Below are 18,522 nucleotides of genomic sequence, written 5' to 3'. Positions count from 1 at the left end.
CCTGACCACCTCCACGACGCCAGGGAGTGTCGACGATGTCCTCGTCCGTGTCCTCGAGCAGCAGCCTCGCGATCGACGGTCTGGTCAGCGGTCTCAAGACGACCGACCTCATCAACTCGCTGATGAGCGTCGAGGGGGTCCCGCAGACCCTGCTCAAGAACAAGCTCATCACCACCAACTCGTTCATCTCGTCACTGCAGACGCTCAACGGGTTGATCCAGGGGCTCGCCACGAAGGCCGCGGACGCCGCGAAGGCCTCGTCGCTCGACCTCTTCGCCGCGACGAGCACCGCGCCGAGCGCCACCGCCGTCACCGGTACCGGGGCGACCGCCGGCTCCATCAGCTTCACCGTCGGTTCGACCGCCTCGGCACAGGTCGGGGTCACGGCCGCGATGTCGACGTGGTCGACCGGTGCGCAGCCGATCACGATCGTCGGCGCGGGCGGCAAGTCGACCACCGTGACGCCGGCGTCCGGTTCGCTCGACGACGCCGTGTCCGCCCTGAACAAGTCCGGTGCGGGCGTCACCGCGACGAAGGTCTCCGCCGGCACCGACGCCGACGGCAGCAAGCTCTACCGCCTGCAGCTCACGTCCGCCACGACCGGGGCGGCCGGCGGCTTCCAGGTGTACCGGGGCGGCGCCGACGACGTGGCAGCGGGTACCGCGACGAACGTCCTCACCGAGACCGGTGCCGCCGTCGTCACCACGGCGACCGACGCCAGCGTCACCCTCTGGGCCGGCACCGCCGCCGCGCAGTCGGTGACGAGCGCGACGAACACCTTCACCGGGCTCGTCCCCGGGCTGGACGTCACCGTGTCGAAGGCCACCACCGAACCCGTCACCGTGACGGTCGCGCAGGACACCACCAAGGCCCAGTCCGTGGCCTCCGGGCTCGTCGACGCGATGAACGCGGTCGCCGCCTACTACAAGACGAACACCGCGGTGTCGAGCTCGACCAGCGCGACGTCCGGCACCACGACGACGAAGGCCGGCGTCCTGCTCGGCGACGGTGCGTCCCGCGACGCCGTGCAGCGGCTCACGAGCACGATGTCCGCCCCGGTCGACGGCAAGTCGCCGTCGACGATCGGGATCGTGATCACGAGGGACGGCAGCTTCACCTTCGACCCGGAGGTCTTCCAGAAGGCACTCGCCGCCGATCCGAAGGCCACCCAGGCGATGCTCTCCGGCGTCGCCGCGAACGTGGGCGCCGCCGCCAGCGCCGCCTCCGACAAGTACGACGGCTCAATCACCACGTCCATCACCGGGCAGCAGGCCGTCGCCAAGGACCTCAACACCCAGATCGACAGCTGGACCGACCGGCTGACGAGGCGCCGGGCCGCGCTGCAGACCCTCTACTCATCCCTCGAGACCAGCCTCAGCAAGCTCCAGTCGCAGTCGAGCTGGCTCGCCGGCCAGCTGGCCTCGACGTCGAGCTGACGGGAACGACCATGACCTTCGACTTCCAGGCAGCCGCATTCCGCCAGGCCGCCCAGCCGCGCACCGTCACCGACCAGCGTCGTGCCCAGTACACGAACGAGGCCGTGCTGTCGGCGACGCCGGCCCAGCTCGTGACGATGCTCTACGACCGGCTGCTGCTCGACCTGCACCGTGCCGAGGCCGCGCAGGTCGCTGCCGACTGGGAGGCGGCCCGCGAGCAGCTCCTGCACGCCCAGGCGATCGTCGGTGAGCTCTCGAGCACCCTCCGGATCGACGTCTGGGACGGCGGCGAGGGTCTGCTCGCCGTCTACAACTACGCCTCCACCTCGCTCATCACGGCTAACGTGCACCGCGACGTGCAGGCCACCCGTGACTGCATCCGGATCCTCGAGCCGCTGCGTCAGTCGTGGCACGAGGCAGCCGCGTCGCTGCCCGCGACGCCCACCACGCAGCAGCCGACCGGGGGAGCCCTCGGTGTCGCCTGATCCGTCCGCAGAGCTGTCGCCTGAGCAGCCGGACGGACGAGCCGGATGGGAGGCCCTGCTCACCTCCCTGGAGCACGACGCCGCCGGGCAGGCGGCCGACTCCACGGCCGTGGCCGGGTGGTCGGAGCCGGCCGGGCTGGGACCGCTGCCGCGGGACCTGGTGGGACGGGCCTCCCGGCTGCTCGCCGCGCAGCGGGACCGGATGACGGTGCTCGAGGCGGACCGCCGCTCGACGCTGGAGCACCTCGGTGCCCTGCGCGCCGTCGACGCCACGCGCGAGCCCCGCGGCTCCGTGTACCTCGACGCTTCCGCCTGACCCGCGCCCGCGGGCGACGATGTCGTCGTCGTACGACGGCGACCCTGTCGCTCTCGCGCGCGTGCAACCGTCGGCGTGCGCAACCGGCGGCGTCTGCACGGAGCGACGATGTCGTCGTCGTACGACGGCGACCCTGTCGCTCTCGCGCGCGTGCAACTGCTGGCGCGCGCAACGGGCGACGTCGTCGTTGTCGTACGACGTCGGCTCCGTCGCTTCCGCGCGCGTGCAACTGGTGGCGCGTGCACGGGGCGACGATGTCGATGTCGTACGACGTCGACGGTGTCGCTCCCGCGCGTGTGCAACTGTCAGCGCGCGCAACCAGCGACACCGCACACCGACGCCGCACCCGCACCCACCGCCCCCCGTTCGGGGCGACGCCTAACGCGGCGGACGACGGACTCCGATAGCGCCACTCGAGCACGGATCGCTCACCAGTTCGGCCAGGGATCGGCCACCACCGCACGGCGACGTCGCACCGACGACGCCTGACGAGGGGATCCTTCGTGTTCGATTCCGTGACGAGCGTCGCGCTGCAGAGCGCACTCGACGGTCTGTCGATGCGCCAGAAGGTGATCGCGAACAACATCGCGAACATCAACACGACGAACTACCACGCCGAGAAGGTCCAGTTCGAGGACGCCCTGGCGAAGTCGATCGTGGACGGCGACGGTGCCACCACGCCGACGATGGCGCGCAGCCTCGAGCCGACGAACACGAACGGCAACAACGTCAACCTCGACGAGGAGACGCTGTCGAACATCGACACCGTGCTGCGGTACCAGTTCGCCACGCAGGCGATGAACTCCGAGCTCACCAGCGTCCGTGCGGCGATGCGGACGAACTCATGACGACCTTCGACGCGATCGGCATCGCGAGCACCGGCCTGACCGTGCACCGGAAGTGGCTCGACGCCGTCTCGGACAACATCGCCAACGCGAACACCGTGAAGTCGATGGACGACACCGCGTTCCAGGCGCGCTACGTCGAGGTGCAGGAGGGCAACGGCGTCTCCGGCGCCTACGTCAAGGGCGCGGCGTTCGGCAGCGCCGCCGGCCGTGTGACCTACGACCCGGACAACCCGCTCGCGAACGAGGAGGGCTACGTCCGCATGCCCGACATCGACCTCGGCACGCAGATGGCGGACCTCATCATGGCCCAGCGCGGCTACCAGGCGAACGCCGCCGTGGTCGACCGTGCCAAGACCGCCTACGAGGCGGCACTGCAGATCGGGAAGAACTGATGCCCATCGACGCCGTGAACGGTGTGACCACCAACGCGATGACGAACGCCCTGACGAGTGTCTCGGGGACGTCCAGCGACAGCACGAACGCCACCGGTGCCGCCGGCGCGACGACCGACGGCAGCGGGTTCGCCGCGAGCCTCGGCAACGCCGTCGACGGACTGCAGTCGTTGCAGAGCGACTCGAAGACCCTGGCGCTCAAGGCCGTGACCGGCAACCTCGACGACATCCACGACGCCACGATCGCCGCCACCCGCGCGCAGGTCACGCTCGAGCTCGTCTCCGCCGTCCGCAACAAGGGCGTCGACGCCTTCAACGAGATCATGAGGATGCAGGCCTGATGCCCGTCGCCGTCAAGAACGTCTTCGCGCGCCTCAGCGCCTACGTGAAGGGCTTCTCCGCCGCCCAGCGCACCATCGCGATCCTGGCGATCGCGGCGCTCGTGCTCGGCGGGATCGCCCTCGCGTCCTGGCTCGGCAAGGCGTCCTACGCCCCGCTCTTCACCGGGCTCGCCGCGGCCGACGCGAGCTCCATCACGGACCAGCTGCAGACCGACGGTGTGCCGTTCCAGCTCACCGACGGCGGCGCGACGATCCTCGTGCCGCAGGCGCAGGTGTACTCGGAGCGGCTCAAGGCGGCGTCGAACGGCCTGCCGTCGTCGAACGAGGGCGGCTACTCGCTGCTCGACAAGATGGGCGTGACGAGCTCGGAGTTCCAGCAGGACGTCACCTACAAGCGCGCGATGGAGGGCGAGCTCGCCAAGACCATCGGTGCGATGGACGGCGTGCAGACCGCCACCGTGCAGCTCGCGATCCCGGAGAAGTCGGTGTTCGTCTCCGAGGAGAAGGACCCGACCGCGTCGGTGTTCATCGCGACCGAGAACGGCACGCAGCTGAGCACCGACCAGGTGCAGGCCATCGTGCACCTGACGAGCGCCTCGGTCGAGGGCATGCAGCCCACCGACGTCTCGGTCGTCGACGCGAAGGGCCAGACGCTGTCCGCCGTCGGCACCGGTGCGACCGGGAGCGGCGCCGACCAGGCCGCCGACTACGACGCGGCGACGAGCAAGAAGATCCAGGACCTGCTCGACACCACGCTCGGCGTCGGCAACGCGACCGTCGTGGTCTCCGGGACGATGAACCAGGAGTCCGGCACCCGGACGTCCGAGAGCTACACGTCTCCCACGTCGGGCCCGGTCGCACTGAACGAGTCGAGCACCACCGAGGAGTACGGCGCCGGCGCCGGTGCGGGGACCGGCGCGACCGGGGTCCTCGGTCCGGACAACATCGCCGTCCCGAACGGCACCGCGACGAGCGGCACCGGCGACGACGGGTACAAGAACGAATCGGCGACGAAGAACAACGCCGTCGACCACACCACCGAGACCACGCAGATCCCCTCGGGCGGGCTCGACCGGCAGACCATCTCGGTCGCGCTGAACTCGAAGGCCGACGCCGTGCAGAACGCGAACCTGCAGAGCATCAACGACCTGGTGTCCGCCGCCGCGGGGGTCGACCAGAACCGTGGCGACCAGGTCAAGGTCGCGATGATGGACTTCGACACGAGCGCCTCCGACCAGGCCGCGAAGGCCCTCGAGGCCCAGCAGAAGGCCGACCAGCAGGAAGCACTGTGGTCGTCGATCCGCACCGCAGGCATCGTGATCGGCATCGTCCTCGCCGTCATCGCGATCATGTTCTTCGTCGCCCGCCGCAACCGGAAGCAGGAGCGCGAGGCCGTCGACCTCGGCGAGCTCGACGCCTTCGCCGGTGAGACGTTCCAGCTGCCCCTCGCGATGGACGGCGTCGACGACCGGGCGACGCTCGGTGCCGGTGACGCCCCGACCGCGGTGCTGTCGGCGATGCCCGGCGGCGACGCCCCCACCGAGGTGCTGACGACCGAGGAGATCACCGCCGAGCGCCGCCGTCAGGACATCTCCGCCCTGGCCGAGCGCGACCCGAAGCGCACCGCCGAGCTCCTGCGCGGGCTCCTCGACGACCGGGCACCGGTGTGAGCGCGCTGATGCCGAGCCCCGGCGGCGGTTCCGGTCCGAGCGACCGTGCCCTGACCGGTGCGCAGAAGGTCGCGCTCATCCTCATGCAGATGGAGACCGACCGCGCCGCCGAGGTGATGAAGCAGTTCACCGAGATGGAGGCCGAGGAGATCTCCGCCGAGATCGTCCGGATGCGCCGCGTCGAGGACACCGTCGTCGACCAGACGCTGTCGGAGTTCCACCGGATCACGATGAGCGGCCGGCTGCAGAAGCGCGGCGGCAAGGAGACCGCCCTCGGGCTGCTCGAGGCGTCGTTCGGTGCTGAGCGGGCCGCCGGCGTGATGGACCGTCTGGCTTCGAACCTCGCCGGCCAGTCGTTCGACTTCCTCGACGACGCCGAACCCGGCCAGGTCATCTCCCTGCTCGAGGGCGAGCTGCCGCAGACGATCGCGCTCGTGCTCGCCCACCTGGGCCCCGGGCAGGCCAGTGCCGTGCTCGCCGGGATCGACGAGCGCGTCCGCACCGACGTCGCCCAGGCCTTCGCGACCATGGGCAGTGCGACCCCCGAGGCCGTCGGCATCGTCGCCGGTGTGCTGCGCCAGCGCGCCGGGGCCGTCGTGTCGCCGCGCGAGAGCGTCGAGGTCGTCGGTGGCATCGCACCCCTGGTCGACATCATCAACCGCTCGGACGTCGCGACCGAGAAGGCCGTGCTCGAGGGACTCGAAGCCCGCGACCCGGAGCTCGCCGAGGACATCCGCTCCCGCATGCTGACCTTCGAGGACATCGTGAAGCTCGAGTCCCGCGACATCCAGCAGGTGCTGCGCGGCATCGACTCGAAGATCCTCGCGACCGCCATGAAGGGCGCAGCAGGGCCGGTCGTCGAGACCATCCGCGCGAACGTGTCCGAGCGCAACCGCGAACTCCTCGACGACGAACTGCAGGCCATGGGCCCGGTCCGCGTCTCGCAGGTCGAGGAAGCCCGTGCCGAGGTCGTCCGCTCCGTGCGCGAGCTCGAGGCCCAGGGCGTCGTCACCGTGCACCGCGCCGAGGAGGACGAGCTCGTTGACTGACACCGTCGTGCACCGCGTCGCCTTCCCGGTGCTCGCCGACCCCGCCGGACGCGAGCGCGCGTCGAGCGCGGACGTCCGCGGTCACGCGGCCGGGTACACCGCCGGCCTGCGGGCCGCGCAGGCCGAGACCGACGCCCTGCGCGCCCGGCTCGAGGCCGAGCACGCCGCGCGGGTCACCGCGCTGCAGGCCGACACGGCACGCCGGATCGCGGTCCTCGACGCCGCCACGAACGCCATGCTCTCCACGGTCGCACCCGTCCTGGCGGACGCCGAGGCGTCGGTCGCGAGCGCGGCAGTCGACCTGGCCGAGGCCATCGTCGGGAACGTGGTACGCGCCTCCAGGCCCGCACACGACGCGACCGTCGTCGGTCCGGACGGACAGGGCAGCCGGGAGGCACGGATCGCGTCCGGCGCGGAGGCCACCGTCCGGCGGGCGCTCGCGTCCGTGGACCGCACGATCCCGGTGGCCGTCCGGCTGAGCCCGGCGGACGCCGCGCGCGTCGCCGACCTCGACCTGCCGTTGCCGGTCGTCGCCGACGGCGCCCTGCGCGACGGCGACGCCGTCGTCGACCTGCCGGACGGCATGCTCGACGCGCGCATCGCCACGGCGCTCGACCGCGCCCGCACCGCCCTCGGGGTCGACGCGACGGGAACCGACCGGTGACCGCCACGCTGCTCCGTCCGCGCGGTCTCGACGAGGCGCTGCTACGGGCCGCACCCCAGCGGGTCGGTGTGGTCACGAGCGCCGTCGGCCTGGGGCTGACGATCGCCGGGCTCGACGCCCGCGTCGGCGAGGTCGTCACGGTCGGCGCCGAGGACGGCGAGCAGACCGCGGTCGAGGTCGTCGCCACCGATGCCTCGGGCGTCCGCTGCATGCCGCTCGGCCGCCTGACCGGCGTGACCGCGGGCACCCCGGCGCGTCCGACCGGCCGCCCGGTGCTCGTGCCGACCGGATCCGGTCTGTTCGGCCGCGTGCTCGACGGACTCGGCCGACCGATCGACGACCGCGGCCCGCTGGAGGGCCCCGGCGGCGAACCGGTCACCTGGGTCCCGCTCGACCACGACACCCCGAGCGCGATGGCCCGGACCCGCATCGACACCCCGATGCAGCTCGGCGTCCGCGTGCTCGACACCCTGACCACCGTCGGCCGCGGTCAGCGCATGGGCCTGTTCGCCGGGTCCGGCGTGGGCAAGTCGTCGCTGCTGTCGATGATCGCGCGGGGGAGCGACGCGGCCGTCAACGTCATCGCCCTGGTGGGGGAGCGCGGCCGCGAGGTGCGCGAGTTCCTGGAGGACGACCTGGGACCGGAGGGGCTCGCCCGCTCGATCGTCGTCGTGTCGACCTCCGACGAGCCCGCGCTCATGCGCCTGCGCGCAGCGTTCGTGGCCACCCGCATCGCCGAGTCGTTCCGCGACGCCGGCCAGGACGTCGTGCTCATGATGGACTCGCTCACCCGCGTCGCGATGGCGCAGCGTGAGATCGGGCTGTCGGTGGGGGAACCGCCGGCCACCCGGGGCTACCCGCCGTCGACGTTCTCGGTGCTCGCGGGACTGCTCGAGCGCGCCGGGACCGACCGCGTCGGCAGCATCACGGGCATGTACACCGTGCTGGTCGACGGCGACGACCACAACGAGCCGATCGCCGACGCGGCCCGCAGCATCCTCGACGGCCACGTCGTGCTCGACCGCAAGCTCGCGATCACCGGGCACTTCCCGTCGGTCGACGCCCTCGGCTCGGTGTCCCGCGTCGCCTCGAAGGTCACCCGACCCGAGCAGCGTGCCGCCGCCACCGTGCTGCGGAAGGTGATGGCCGCCCGTGCCGGCGCCCAGGACCTGCTCGACGTCGGTGCGTACCAGCGCGGGTCGAACCCGCTCGTGGACGCCGCCGTCGACCACCAGGGATCGATCGACGCGTTCCTGCGCCAGGGCATGGACGAGCGGGCGACCGCCGACGCGTCCTGGCAGCGCCTCGGCGGCCTCGTGCAGCAGCTGGGGGTGTCGTGATGGCCCGCCGCTTCCCGCTCGCCGGACTCCTGCGCCTGCGTCACACCGAACAGGACCGTGCCGCCGCCACGCTGGCCACCGCGAACGAGCGCGTCCGTGACGCGGCCGACGCCCGGATCGCCGCACGCCGGAGCCTCGCCGACAGCGAGGACGCCCAGCCCATCCAGGACGCCGCCACCCTGAGCGCCGTCGCCGCAGCACGTGCCGCGACCCGCGGGATGCTCGAGGAGCTCGACGCCGTGGTGCAGAACCGCCGTGCCGACGCCGACCGGGCACAGCAGGACTACACCGCCGCCCGTCGTGCCGCCGTCGGCCTCGAGAAGCTCGAGGGCAAGCACACCGAGCAGCAGGCGGCCGAGGAACTCCGGACCGAACAGAACGCCCTCGACGAGATCGCGGCACGACGCCGCACGGAAGGTGGTGCCCGATGAGCGTCGAAGCGGTGCTCTCCCGGATCTCGGAGATCCGGTCCCAGATCGACACGCTGCGCGGCGGGACTGCCACGGCTGCCCCGAGCGCGTCCGCCACCGGCGGTGCCGCGGGGTCCTCGGCCTTCGCCGACGCCCTCGCCACCGCCGACGGCACGACCGGCGCGGCGACCGCTGCCGGTGCCACCGCCGCAGCCTCCGCGACGGGCACCCGTGCCCCCGCGACCTCGGTCGACGCCGGGGCTGGAACCCTCGCCACCGGAAGCGGTGCGACCGGCGCCGACGTGGTGGCCGACGCGAAGAAGTACCTCGGTGTGCCGTACGTGTTCGGCGGGGAGACGACCGCGGGCATGGACTGCTCGGGCCTGGTGCAGACGGTCTTCAAGGACCTCGGGGTCACGATGCCCCGGGTCGTGCCGGACCAGGCGAAGATGGGCGTCGAGGTCGGCTCCCTGAAGGACGCGCAGCCCGGCGACCTGATCATCCCGAAGGGCGAGGGCCACGTCGTCATCTACGTCGGCGACGGCAAGGTGCTGCACGCGCCGCGCCCCGGCAAGGACGTCCGGATCGTCGACAACTGGTACTCCCAGGGCGACATCGCGACCATCCGCCGGATCGTCCCCGCACAGGCGGCCCCGGCGGCCGTCGCCGCGCCGACCGCCTCGACAGCGCGTTCCGCGACCGACCTGCAGACCGCCGCGCTGCTGTCCATGATGCAGTCCGGGAGCGCCGCATGAGCCTGACCATCGCCACCCAGCCGTCCGTGCCCTCCGCACCCGGCCCCACCCGGGGTGCATCGTCCGACCCCGCTGCTGCCGGGTCCTTCGGTGCGGCACTGACCGCCGCCGTCGCGACCGAGCGGCGCCCCGGAGACGGTGCGGCCGGGCGGGACGACACCGACGGCCGCACGGCGGACGGCTCGGCCGCGACGCCGAGCACCGCCGCCACGCCGTCTGCGTCGGCGTCGGCGTCGGACCAGTCGGTGCCCGCGACCGGTTCCCCGTCGGGTGACGCGCAGGCGCTGCTCGCCGCCGGACTCGTGGCCGTGGCCGCACCGACCGCTCCGGCGGGCCTCGCGGGTGGCACGGGGGACCAGTCGGCCAGCAGCGCCGCCGAGACACCCGCCGGCGACCAGCACGTCGCCGTGGCCACGGGGGTGACGGCCGGAACGACCGCGACACCGGCGTCGGTCAACGAGCACACCTCGACGCCGGTCCCGTCGACCCCGGCGCCGACCACCGCCTCCGCCACGGCGGCCCCGCAGCAGACACCGGCATCGGGCGGTGCACGGCAGAACGCTGCCGGAGCGACGACGGGCACGGCGACCACCGCCACGACGACGCCCGCCGTGTCGCCCGCCGGCACCGCGTCTCCGGCCGCCGCCGCGACGATCGTCGCGGGCGCCACCCCCGCGATCACCACAGCCGCGACGACGGCCGTCTCGACGACCACTGTCTCGACGACCGCAGCCGCGACCGACGTGGCGACCACCGCCCCGACGGCCGCTGCCGCGATCGCGGCCCCCGCCGCCACCCGCACCGCCGACGGCGACACCGCCACCGTGGCCCCGGGCCAGGCGCCGGTGGTCACGGCCGCCCCTGCAGCCGGCACGGGCTCCCGAGCCGGCCACGGGACGGAGCAGCACGCGTCGACGCCGGGTGATCCGGGCCTCCCGGCCGTCGCTCCCAGCCGCGGTGGCGAGACGCCGTTCGTCATGTCGACGACGCCGACCACCGCGCCCGCCGCGGCGACCGCGCCGGCCCCGGCACCGCTTGCCCAGCAGCTGGCGCGACCGGTGTTCTCGCTCGCACAGGCCGGCCCCGGCGAGCACGTCGTCACCGTGCAGGTCGTGCCGGACAGCCTCGGCCCGGTCACGGTCCGCGCGCACGTCACCGCGCACGGCATGCACGTCGAGCTGTTCGCCGCGTCGGACGCCGGCCGGGAGGCCGTCCGCCAGGTCCTGCCGGACCTGCGGCGGGACGCGGCCGGCACCGGTGTGAGCACCACGCTCGACCTGTCGTCGCAGAACCAGCCGCAGGACGCGCCGGGTCGCGACGAGCGTCCGGCCGCGCGTGCCCTGCCTGGCGACCCCGGCCTGGAGGCGCGGGTCACCCCGCGCGCGCAGCCCACCGCCCACACGCCCTCCATCCGCACCGCGGGACTCGACGTCCTCGCCTGATCCGGCTCACGAACAGGAACTCACCATGCCCATCGACGGCATCACCGGCAGCGTGGACCCGACCGCGCAGTCAGCGGCACTGGCCGCCAACTCGACGGCCCAGAAGTCCCAGACGATGGACTCCGAGGTCTTCATGAAGCTGCTCGTCACGCAGCTGCGCAACCAGGACCCGTCCTCGCCGATGGACACCAACCAGATGATCAGCCAGCAGACGCAGCTCGCGATGATGGAGCAGATCACCAACCAGACCACGACGGGGAACGAGAACTTCTCGCTCCAGATGCGCATCGCCGCAGCGAACCTCGTCGGCAAGCAGGTCAGCTACACCGACGCCGACTCGGGCAAGTCCGTCACCGGGACCGCCTCGGCCGTGTCGTACGCGAACAGCGTCCCCACGGTCACCGTGAACGGGAAGGAGGTCGCCCTCGACGTGATCTCCGGCATCACCACCACCGCTCCGGCGTCCTGACGCCCGCTCGTTCCTTCCTCGTTCTTCCTCGTACTCCCTCGTTCTTCCTCGCTCTTCCTGCCTCTCCGAAAGGACGCACCATGCTCCGCTCGCTCTACTCCGGGATCTCCGGCCTCCGCTCCCACCAGCAGATGCTCGACGTCACCGGCAACAACATCGCCAACGTCAACACGGTCGGCTTCAAGTCGTCGACCACCGTCTTCCAGGACACCCTGTCGCAGATGACCCAGGGTGCCGGCGGACCGCAGACCGGCATCGGCGGCACGAACCCCGCCCAGATCGGCCTGGGCGTGCAGGTCGCCGGGGTCTCCACGAACTTCTCGCAGGGCTCGGCGCAGGCCACCGGCAAGGCGACCGACCTGATGATCTCGGGCGACGGCTTCTTCGTCACCCGCCTGGGCAACGACACCGTCTACACCCGCGCCGGTGCGTTCGACTTCGACGCGGACGGGCGTCTGGTCACCGCCGACGGCAAGATCGTGCAGGGCTACCCGGCCACGAACGGCGTCGTCAACGAGAACGGCCAGCTGTCCGACATCACGCTGCCGCTCGACGCCGCGGCCCCGGCGGTCCGCACCACCGCCGCCACGGTCGCTGGCAACCTGCCGTCCGAGACCGCGGTCGGCCAGACCATCACGCGTGAGGCCACCGTGTACGACGCATCGGGTGCCAAGCACACGATGTCGCTCGCCTACACGCGCACCGCCGACGGCTGGGACGTCACCGGGCGCAACGGCCAGGGCACCACGGCGACGACCTCGCTGACCTTCGGCACCGACGGCAAGCTGACCGCCGGCGGCACCCTCGCCGTCGGAGGAATCCGGGTCGACATGGGCGACCTGACCGGTTTCGCCTCGCTCAACACCGCGGCGATCGGCTCGCAGAACGGCCGCGAGGCCGGCGCGCTGCAGGGCTACTCGATCTCGAAGGACGGCACCGTCACCGGCACGTTCTCGAACGGCGCATCGCTCGCGCTCGGCCGCATCGCCCTCGCCACGTTCGCCAACCCGGCCGGCCTCGAGAAGACCGGGGCGTCGGGCTACCGCGCCACCGCGAACTCGGGCGGTGCGACCGTCGGCGGTCCCGGCTCGGCGGGCGTCGGTTCGCTCGCTGCGGGGACGCTCGAGATGTCGAACGTCGACCTGTCGCAGGAGTTCACGAACCTGATCGTGGCGCAGCGCGGGTTCCAGGCGAACGCCCGCATCATCACCACTTCGGACGAGGTGCTGCAGGAGCTCACCAACCTGAAGCGCTAGGCGCGGGGCTCGCGTCGCGGGCGCTGCGCTCGCGTCGCCGGGTGCTTGGTGAGCAGGAACGGTCGGGTGCTGAAGGGGGACTCGACCGTTCCTGCTCACCATCGTTCGTGGTGCAGGGAGTTCGGCGTCGGTGCGTGACGAAACTGCGCCCCGTGACGTCTCATCGGTGCGATGCGCGAGAACCCCGACACCGACCACCAGTCCGACCACCGCTGCGCCAGCGTCTTCGACCGCTGGCGGTGTGATCGACCACGCGGCCACGACGGCGTGCACGAGTCGCGTGCTCCCGGCGGCCGCACGAGCTGGAACGACGCGCTGACCGGGTGCCGGCTCTCGGACGTCTGAGCCGGAGCGCTGTCCGGGTGCGTCACACGTCGTCCGGAGCGGTGGCGGCGAGGGTACGGCTCGGGTATGGTCAGCGCATGCTGACCATTGCCTCGCGGCACGACGTGCTGAACCGCCTCGGGCGGGCGCTCTCCGACCCCACGCGTGCGCGGATCCTGCTCCGGCTGCTCGACGAACCCGGCTACCCGGCGCGGCTCTCCGAGGAACTCGAGCTGACGCGGACGAACGTGTCGAACCACCTGGCGTGCCTGCGCGGCTGCGGGATCGTCGTCGCCGTGCCCGAGGGGCGTCGGACCCGCTACGAGATCGCCGACCGCAACCTCACCCGCGCGCTCGAGTCCCTGGTCGACGTGGTGCTGGCGGTGGACGTCACCGACGACGACGGATGCGAGGTCGAGCGGTGACCACGACCGCGGTGTCGCTCGCACCGGCTCGTGTCGGCGTGCTCCGGAGACGGATCAGGTGGATCGTCGCGGCGACCATCGCCTACAACGTGATCGAGGCCGTCGTGGCGATCGCCGCCGGTTCGGTTGCCTCGTCCACCGCGTTGATCGGCTTCGGGCTCGACTCGATCGTCGAGGTCCTGTCGGCGGCGGCCGTCGCGTGGCAGTTCGCCGGGCGCGACCCGGAAGCCCGGGAACGAACGGCGCTGAAGGTGATCGCGGTCTCGTTCTTCGGGCTCGCCCTGGTGGTCAGTGCCGATGCCGTCCTGACCTTCGCGGGTGTCCGGTCGCCGGAGCACAGTCCGGTCGGCATCGTCCTGGCCGCGGTGAGCCTGGCGGTCATGCCGTTCCTGAGCCTCGTCGAACGGCGGACCGGACGCGAACTCGGTTCGGCGTCGGCGATCGCCGACTCGAAGCAGACGCTGATCTGCAGCTACCTGTCGGCGGCGGTGCTGCTCGGCCTGCTGGCGAACAGCCTGTTCGGCTGGTGGTGGGCCGATCCGCTCGCAGGACTCGTCGTGGTCGTGTTCGCCGTGCGCGAGGGCCTCGAAGCCTGGCGCGGTGACGCGTGCAAACAGCCGGTGTCGGCGCTGACGGGGGAGCGCGAGCGCGAGGGTTGCGACTGCTGCTGAACGGAGTCTGCCTGTGGTCGGCGGTTCAGCCGGCTTCGGACTCGCTGACGTGACTGACCGCGTCACCGACGATGTGGGCGATGTGCTCGTCGTGCAGCGAGTAGACGGCATTCCGCCCGATGCGCTCGACCTGCACGATGCCCGCGAGCCGCAGCGTGCGGAGGTGCTGGGACACCAGGGGCTGCGACAGCTCGGTCGCTTCGGCGAGGGAGCCGACGTCGGAAGGCTGGGAGATCAACGCCGACAGGATCCGGAGTCGGGCGGGCGAGGACAGCGCCTTGAAGAGTTCGGCTGCTGCTTCGATCCCGTCTGACATGGACTCATGTAAGCGCACGCGCATACGTGCATGCAACACGACGGCCCCGGCGCGGTGCGTCGGGGCCGTCGTGCAGGTCCGTCGATCGGTGCTGATCACGGGCCTGCGCTGATCAGGAGATCAGTGCTCGTCGTAGTGGTCGCCGTGCTGGGCGTGCTTGTGTCCGTCGTGGACGAAGTCGACGTGGTCCTCGTGCTGGACCGTCTCGTGGCCGCAGCCGTCCTGGTGGGTGTGCTCGGCGACGGTGTGCTCGGCGCTGTTCTCGTGCTCGGCCATGGTGACCTCCTGCTGATCGTCGGTTGGGATGCCCTCAGCGTAGAGCACGTATGCAGAAGTAGCAATACATTTATAGATGAGAACGGATGTCAGCCCGGGAACCGCTGGGTTCCCGCGACGGCCGACGTCGGCAGCGCGTCCCCGGGGATCGCGACTCCGGCGGTGAGTGCCGACGTCCACTCCGCGGTCGGTGCGACGGCGGCGAGGTTCGACTGCAACAACGCCATCAGGGTGCGATGCACCGTCTCGGCGGACACGGCCCCGCCGGCGTTGACGATGTTGATCGCGCCGGTCGCGTCGGACAGCACCTCGACCGAGACGCCGAGCGCCTCCGCCTCGGCTGCCGAGGCGATGATGCAGTTGTTCGTCATGAAGCCGACCAGGGTGACCGTGTCGACCGACCGCTCCTGCAGCCAGGCGAGCAGGTCCGTGTGGGCGAAGACGGAGCTGAACTGCTTCGTGACCTGATGCCACTCGGGCGTCCGTCGTCGCTCGATCTCGGGGTGCAGGGCGAACGCCTCCGTCGTCGGGTTGAACACCGGCGCAGCGTCACCGGCGGTGTGCTGGACGACGACGATCGGCGTGCCGGCAGCCGTCGCGGCGTCGATCGCGGTCGTGATCTGGGCGAGCGCGTCGTGGACGGGCGGGAACCGGACCTCGAGTGGACCGCTGAAGTACTCCAGCTGGATGTCGACGAGGACGAGGGCGCGCTGGGGATCGGACACGGGAGCTCCTTGGGTCGGTGTGCGTACTCGACGATCCTCGTCCGTGAACACGCTCGGTGCGATTGGCACGCGTGCATCGGTACGATGGGTCCAGGCCAAACCGGAGGAGTCGCGCGTGCGGATCGCCATCTACGCCTTCGACGGCATCACGATGTTCCACCTCTCGGTCCCGCAGATGGTGTTCGACGAGGTCACCCGGCTCGGGCTCGCCGACTGGGAGACCGTCGTGTTCTCCGACCGGCACGGCTCGGTCCGGACCGCCGAGGGACTGACGCTCGGTCCGGTGCAGGGGCTCGACGCCGCCGCGGACGCCGACCTGGTCGTGGTGCCGTCCTGGACCGACGACGGCACCCGCCTGCCGACACTGACGGAACGGGCGGTCGTCGACGCGCACGCGCGGGGATCGGTCGTGGTCGGTCTGTGCCTCGGGTCGATCGCGGTCGCCGGTGCCGGGCTCCTCGCGGGACGCAGCGCCGTCACGCACTGGCGCGAGGTCGATCGGCTCGCCGCCGCGCACCCCGACGTCACCGTGGACGCCGACGTGCTCTACGTCGACCACGGTGACGTGCTGACCTCGGCGGGCACGGCGTCCGGGCTGGACGCGTGCCTGCACGTCGTGCGGACGCGGCTGGGCGCCGAGGCGGCGAACCGGGTCGCGCGGAGCCTGGTCGTCGCGCCGCACCGAGAAGGCGGGCAGGCCCAGTACATCGAGCGCCCGGTCGTGCAGCGTCGGGGCGACGACCCGGTGGCGACGGCATCGGCCTGGGCGGTCGAGCACCTGGACGAGGATCTCGGCGTCGACCGACTCGCTGCGGCGGCCCACATGAGCCGCCGTAGCTTCGTCCGGGCCTTCAAGGCATCGACCGGCACCACCCCGGCGGCCTGGGTACGGAGTCGCCGTCTGGACGAGGCCCGTCGGCTGCTCGAGGCCACCGACCTGCCTGTCGACCGGATCGCCGCAGCGTGCGGGTTCGGCAACCCGGTCACGCTGCGGCAGAACTTCGCCGCGGCGTTCGGTAGCACTCCCTCGAGCTACCGCCGACGGTTCGACGCGCGGCCCTGACCGGCCGGCCGAGCGAGTGCGTTCCTTCCCATGACGGCTGCGATGGGAACGGGAATCGGGCGTACCTGGTCAGAACGACAGACCGGGTACGCCCGTTTCGACCAGGTGTGCCCGGAATTGCCCTACGACGACGTGGGCGGTGACGCCACCGATTCGATGCCGTCCAGCCGCGCCTCTTCCGCGTCGTACCCGGCGCGCACCTGACGCAGCACCAGGTCGTCGATCTCGTCGGCGTCCCGCAGGCGCAACAGGGTGTTCGCCTTGTGCTGGACGAGTGCGAGCTCGAGGGCGACCGCGTTGTCGTGCCGCTGCAGCGCGGGGTGGTCGTCGTCGTCCCCTTCGCGGGCCTCGATCACGTCGAGGTGCGCCTCGTACTCCTTCCGCAGGCGATCGACGGTGGCACGATCGGCTCCGGTCGACCGTGCGAGACGGGGGAGCGCATCGAGCGCCTCCTCGATGGCGGTGCGTTCGGCGTAGCGACGTTCCTCGCTGACGGACTCGTCCTCGGGCAGCGCGGCGCGGCGCAGGACGGCCGGCAGCACGAGGGCCTGCCCGACGATCGTGACGATGACCACACCGGCGGTGACGAAGACGATGAGGTCCCGCTCGGGGAAGTCACCGCCGGACTCGAGGGTGCGCGGCACGGCGACGGCCATGGCGAGCGACACCGCGCCCCGGAACCCGGCGAACCCGCTGACGAGCCGGTCGCGGTGGCCCTCACGGGGTTCCCCGCCGGTGCGTCGGGTGACGAGCCAGATGGTCCCGCCCGCGGCGTTCAGGAACGCGAACCGCACGATGACGAGCAGCACCGCGACCGCGAAGACGATCCCGGTCCCGCGCAGCAGGTCGGCGGGGTCGAGTGCGCGTGCGGCGACCATCGCCTCGATGCCGACCAGGACGAACAGCGCGCCGTTGAGCAGGAAGGTCAGGAACGACCAGAACGCGCGCACCTGCTGACGGGTCTCGGCACGGTCGAGCTTGGGGCCGACCTGGCTGACGACGATGCCGGCCGCCACGACGGCGAGCACGCCGGAGGCGCCGATGGCCTCGGCGGCCAGGAAGGCTGCGAAGGGCACGAGCAGGGTGACGAGGTTCTCGAGCACGACGGTGTCGACGCGCCGCAGCACCATCGTCCCGATCCACGCGGCGGCGAGCCCGGCGGCGACCCCGCCGATGTAGGACAGGACGAGCATGCCGGACACGCCCCAGAACGTGAGCTCCTGCGTGCCGACGGTGACGGCCACCGCGATGCCGTAGACGACGAGGGTGGTGCCGTCGTTCACCAGGCTCTCGGCCCGGAGCACCGTGACGTTCCGCCGCGGCAGCATCTTCGTGAGCACACCGACCGCGGTCGCGTCGGTCGGGGCGACCGCGGCGCCGAGCACCCAGGCCGGCCCCCACGGCATCCCGAGCAGGTGCAGCAGCACGGCGACGGCACCGGCGGTCACCACGACGAGCAGGGTGCCCATCAGGACGATGCCGCGCAGGTTCTTCCGGATCTCGCGGAGCGACGTCGTCAGGCTCTCCCAGTAGAGCAGCGCCGGCAGGAACAGCAGCAGCACGGCCTCGGCGGGGAGCTCGACGTCCGCGAACTCCGGCACGAGCCCGAGCAGCGCGCCGAAGACCAGGAGCAGCACGGGTGGTGCGATCCGGATCCGGTCGGCCACGGCCGCCGTCAGTGCGATGGCGAGGCCGAGCACGACCACCAGTTCCGGTCCCAGCACGTGCACTCCGATCGTCGTCCGACCCGCCAGTCAACGCCGATCCACGGTGGATCCTTCCAGAACAGCCGGACGACGCGCCGCACCACACCCGGACGACGCGCCGCACCGCGCCGCACGACGCGTCA

The 18,522-nt window shown here is 71.8% G+C and carries 23 protein-coding genes; 19 read left to right on the top strand and 4 right to left on the bottom strand.

From position 1 onward, the window contains the following. Positions 1–35: 35 nt before the first annotated feature. The 18 genes from fliD (at position 36) to DEJ00_RS09680 (ending at position 14,293) form a co-directional block, all read left to right on the top strand. Entirely contained in the window at positions 36–1,436 is a 1,401-nt protein-coding gene (fliD, locus tag DEJ00_RS09760; RefSeq protein ID WP_111057245.1) for a flagellar filament capping protein FliD, read from the top strand. A gap of 11 nt (positions 1,437–1,447) precedes the next feature. Next, positions 1,448–1,921: a flagellar export chaperone FliS gene (fliS, locus tag DEJ00_RS09755; protein WP_027465510.1), complete on the top strand. Its 474-nt coding sequence runs from the start codon at positions 1,448–1,450 to the stop codon at positions 1,919–1,921. Beyond that, on the top strand, positions 1,911–2,237 hold the full coding sequence (locus DEJ00_RS09750) for a hypothetical protein (protein WP_111057204.1): 327 nt from the start codon (positions 1,911–1,913) through the stop codon (positions 2,235–2,237). Before fliS ends, DEJ00_RS09750 begins: the two co-directional genes overlap by 11 nt. Before the next feature lie 503 nt (positions 2,238–2,740). Continuing rightward, the gene (locus DEJ00_RS09745; RefSeq protein ID WP_017886135.1) at positions 2,741–3,085 is read left to right on the top strand and encodes a flagellar basal body protein; all 345 of its coding nucleotides are present in this window, start codon (positions 2,741–2,743) and stop codon (positions 3,083–3,085) included. Then, positions 3,082–3,477 (top strand): flagellar basal body rod protein FlgC, encoded by a 396-nt coding sequence (locus tag DEJ00_RS09740; RefSeq protein ID WP_071244596.1) that lies wholly within the window; start codon positions 3,082–3,084, stop codon positions 3,475–3,477. Before DEJ00_RS09745 ends, DEJ00_RS09740 begins: the two co-directional genes overlap by 4 nt. Further along, a complete protein-coding gene (gene fliE, locus DEJ00_RS09735; RefSeq protein WP_027465513.1) occupies positions 3,477–3,818 on the top strand; it encodes a flagellar hook-basal body complex protein FliE in 342 nt (113 codons plus the stop codon). The genes DEJ00_RS09740 and fliE overlap by 1 nt, the downstream gene beginning before the upstream one ends. Next, positions 3,818–5,488 (top strand): flagellar basal-body MS-ring/collar protein FliF, encoded by a 1,671-nt coding sequence (gene fliF, locus DEJ00_RS09730; RefSeq protein ID WP_111057203.1) that lies wholly within the window; start codon positions 3,818–3,820, stop codon positions 5,486–5,488. The genes fliE and fliF overlap by 1 nt, the downstream gene beginning before the upstream one ends. 8 nt (positions 5,489–5,496) lie before the next feature. Further along, positions 5,497–6,537 (top strand): flagellar motor switch protein FliG, encoded by a 1,041-nt coding sequence (fliG, locus tag DEJ00_RS09725; protein ID WP_071244891.1) that lies wholly within the window; start codon positions 5,497–5,499, stop codon positions 6,535–6,537. Continuing rightward, positions 6,530–7,201 (top strand): hypothetical protein, encoded by a 672-nt coding sequence (locus DEJ00_RS09720; RefSeq protein ID WP_111057202.1) that lies wholly within the window; start codon positions 6,530–6,532, stop codon positions 7,199–7,201. The genes fliG and DEJ00_RS09720 overlap by 8 nt, the downstream gene beginning before the upstream one ends. Beyond that, positions 7,198–8,541 (top strand): FliI/YscN family ATPase, encoded by a 1,344-nt coding sequence (locus DEJ00_RS09715; protein WP_110863829.1) that lies wholly within the window; start codon positions 7,198–7,200, stop codon positions 8,539–8,541. The genes DEJ00_RS09720 and DEJ00_RS09715 overlap by 4 nt, the downstream gene beginning before the upstream one ends. Continuing rightward, on the top strand, positions 8,541–8,972 hold the full coding sequence (locus DEJ00_RS09710; protein ID WP_071403924.1) for a flagellar FliJ family protein: 432 nt from the start codon (positions 8,541–8,543) through the stop codon (positions 8,970–8,972). The genes DEJ00_RS09715 and DEJ00_RS09710 overlap by 1 nt, the downstream gene beginning before the upstream one ends. After that, entirely contained in the window at positions 8,969–9,706 is a 738-nt protein-coding gene (locus tag DEJ00_RS09705) for a C40 family peptidase (RefSeq protein ID WP_027465519.1), read from the top strand. Before DEJ00_RS09710 ends, DEJ00_RS09705 begins: the two co-directional genes overlap by 4 nt. Beyond that, a complete protein-coding gene (locus DEJ00_RS09700; protein ID WP_111057201.1) occupies positions 9,703–11,148 on the top strand; it encodes a flagellar hook-length control protein FliK in 1,446 nt (481 codons plus the stop codon). Before DEJ00_RS09705 ends, DEJ00_RS09700 begins: the two co-directional genes overlap by 4 nt. Positions 11,149–11,173: 25 nt before the next feature. After that, complete coding sequence (locus tag DEJ00_RS09695; protein ID WP_111057200.1) at positions 11,174–11,617, top strand: flagellar hook assembly protein FlgD; 444 nt, start codon at positions 11,174–11,176, stop codon at positions 11,615–11,617. Positions 11,618–11,697: 80 nt separating this feature from the next. Beyond that, positions 11,698–12,873: a flagellar hook protein FlgE gene (locus tag DEJ00_RS09690; protein ID WP_110859846.1), complete on the top strand. Its 1,176-nt coding sequence runs from the start codon at positions 11,698–11,700 to the stop codon at positions 12,871–12,873. Between the two features lie 171 nt (positions 12,874–13,044). Then, positions 13,045–13,218, top strand: a complete 174-nt coding sequence (locus tag DEJ00_RS18500) for a hypothetical protein (RefSeq protein WP_181440140.1) — start codon at positions 13,045–13,047, stop codon at positions 13,216–13,218. A gap of 77 nt (positions 13,219–13,295) precedes the next feature. After that, on the top strand, positions 13,296–13,622 hold the full coding sequence (locus DEJ00_RS09685) for a helix-turn-helix transcriptional regulator (RefSeq protein WP_111057199.1): 327 nt from the start codon (positions 13,296–13,298) through the stop codon (positions 13,620–13,622). Beyond that, positions 13,604–14,293: a cation diffusion facilitator family transporter gene (locus DEJ00_RS09680; RefSeq protein WP_111057198.1), complete on the top strand. Its 690-nt coding sequence runs from the start codon at positions 13,604–13,606 to the stop codon at positions 14,291–14,293. The genes DEJ00_RS09685 and DEJ00_RS09680 overlap by 19 nt, the downstream gene beginning before the upstream one ends. Before the next feature lie 25 nt (positions 14,294–14,318). Here the strand turns inward: DEJ00_RS09680 and DEJ00_RS09675 are convergent, their stop codons facing one another. The 3 genes from DEJ00_RS09675 to DEJ00_RS09665 all read right to left on the bottom strand — a co-directional run bounded on the left by DEJ00_RS09675 (position 14,319) and on the right by DEJ00_RS09665 (position 15,610). Continuing rightward, entirely contained in the window at positions 14,319–14,609 is a 291-nt protein-coding gene (locus DEJ00_RS09675; RefSeq protein ID WP_027465525.1) for a helix-turn-helix transcriptional regulator, read from the bottom strand. A gap of 120 nt (positions 14,610–14,729) precedes the next feature. Next, a complete protein-coding gene (locus tag DEJ00_RS09670; RefSeq protein ID WP_017887460.1) occupies positions 14,730–14,885 on the bottom strand; it encodes a hypothetical protein in 156 nt (51 codons plus the stop codon). An 89-nt stretch (positions 14,886–14,974) separates the two neighbouring features. After that, positions 14,975–15,610, bottom strand: a complete 636-nt coding sequence (locus tag DEJ00_RS09665) for an isochorismatase family protein (RefSeq protein WP_111057197.1) — start codon at positions 15,608–15,610, stop codon at positions 14,975–14,977. 115 nt (positions 15,611–15,725) lie between these two features. Between DEJ00_RS09665 and DEJ00_RS09660 the strand changes: the two genes are divergently transcribed. After that, the gene (locus DEJ00_RS09660) at positions 15,726–16,673 is read left to right on the top strand and encodes a GlxA family transcriptional regulator (protein ID WP_111057196.1); all 948 of its coding nucleotides are present in this window, start codon (positions 15,726–15,728) and stop codon (positions 16,671–16,673) included. Between the two features lie 122 nt (positions 16,674–16,795). On the opposite strand, the gene DEJ00_RS09655 is transcribed toward DEJ00_RS09660, so the two are convergent. Further along, on the bottom strand, positions 16,796–18,397 hold the full coding sequence (locus tag DEJ00_RS09655) for a Na+/H+ antiporter (RefSeq protein WP_071404013.1): 1,602 nt from the start codon (positions 18,395–18,397) through the stop codon (positions 16,796–16,798). Positions 18,398–18,522: the final 125 nt, after the last annotated feature.

Origin of the sequence: Curtobacterium sp. MCLR17_039, from assembly GCF_003234745.1 — a bacterium.
Classification (GTDB): Bacteria; Actinomycetota; Actinomycetes; order Actinomycetales; family Microbacteriaceae; genus Curtobacterium; species Curtobacterium flaccumfaciens.
This window is presented reverse-complemented; position numbering and strand designations above follow the sequence as displayed.

Coding starts and splice junctions, on each gene's coding strand:
- fliD (WP_111057245.1), top strand. CDS start 36: ATGTCCTCGTCCGTGTCCTCGAGCAGCAGCCTCGCGATCGACGGTCTG.
- fliS (WP_027465510.1), top strand. CDS start 1,448: ATGACCTTCGACTTCCAGGCAGCCGCATTCCGCCAGGCCGCCCAGCCG.
- DEJ00_RS09740 (WP_071244596.1), top strand. CDS start 3,082: ATGACGACCTTCGACGCGATCGGCATCGCGAGCACCGGCCTGACCGTG.
- fliE (WP_027465513.1), top strand. CDS start 3,477: ATGCCCATCGACGCCGTGAACGGTGTGACCACCAACGCGATGACGAAC.
- fliF (WP_111057203.1), top strand. CDS start 3,818: ATGCCCGTCGCCGTCAAGAACGTCTTCGCGCGCCTCAGCGCCTACGTG.
- fliG (WP_071244891.1), top strand. CDS start 5,497: ATGCCGAGCCCCGGCGGCGGTTCCGGTCCGAGCGACCGTGCCCTGACC.
- DEJ00_RS09710 (WP_071403924.1), top strand. CDS start 8,541: ATGGCCCGCCGCTTCCCGCTCGCCGGACTCCTGCGCCTGCGTCACACC.
- DEJ00_RS09705 (WP_027465519.1), top strand. CDS start 8,969: ATGAGCGTCGAAGCGGTGCTCTCCCGGATCTCGGAGATCCGGTCCCAG.
- DEJ00_RS09700 (WP_111057201.1), top strand. CDS start 9,703: ATGAGCCTGACCATCGCCACCCAGCCGTCCGTGCCCTCCGCACCCGGC.
- DEJ00_RS09695 (WP_111057200.1), top strand. CDS start 11,174: ATGCCCATCGACGGCATCACCGGCAGCGTGGACCCGACCGCGCAGTCA.
- DEJ00_RS09690 (WP_110859846.1), top strand. CDS start 11,698: ATGCTCCGCTCGCTCTACTCCGGGATCTCCGGCCTCCGCTCCCACCAG.
- DEJ00_RS18500 (WP_181440140.1), top strand. CDS start 13,045: ATGCGCGAGAACCCCGACACCGACCACCAGTCCGACCACCGCTGCGCC.
- DEJ00_RS09685 (WP_111057199.1), top strand. CDS start 13,296: ATGCTGACCATTGCCTCGCGGCACGACGTGCTGAACCGCCTCGGGCGG.
- DEJ00_RS09680 (WP_111057198.1), top strand. CDS start 13,604: ATGCGAGGTCGAGCGGTGACCACGACCGCGGTGTCGCTCGCACCGGCT.
- DEJ00_RS09675 (WP_027465525.1), bottom strand. CDS start 14,609: ATGTCAGACGGGATCGAAGCAGCAGCCGAACTCTTCAAGGCGCTGTCC.
- DEJ00_RS09670 (WP_017887460.1), bottom strand. CDS start 14,885: ATGGCCGAGCACGAGAACAGCGCCGAGCACACCGTCGCCGAGCACACC.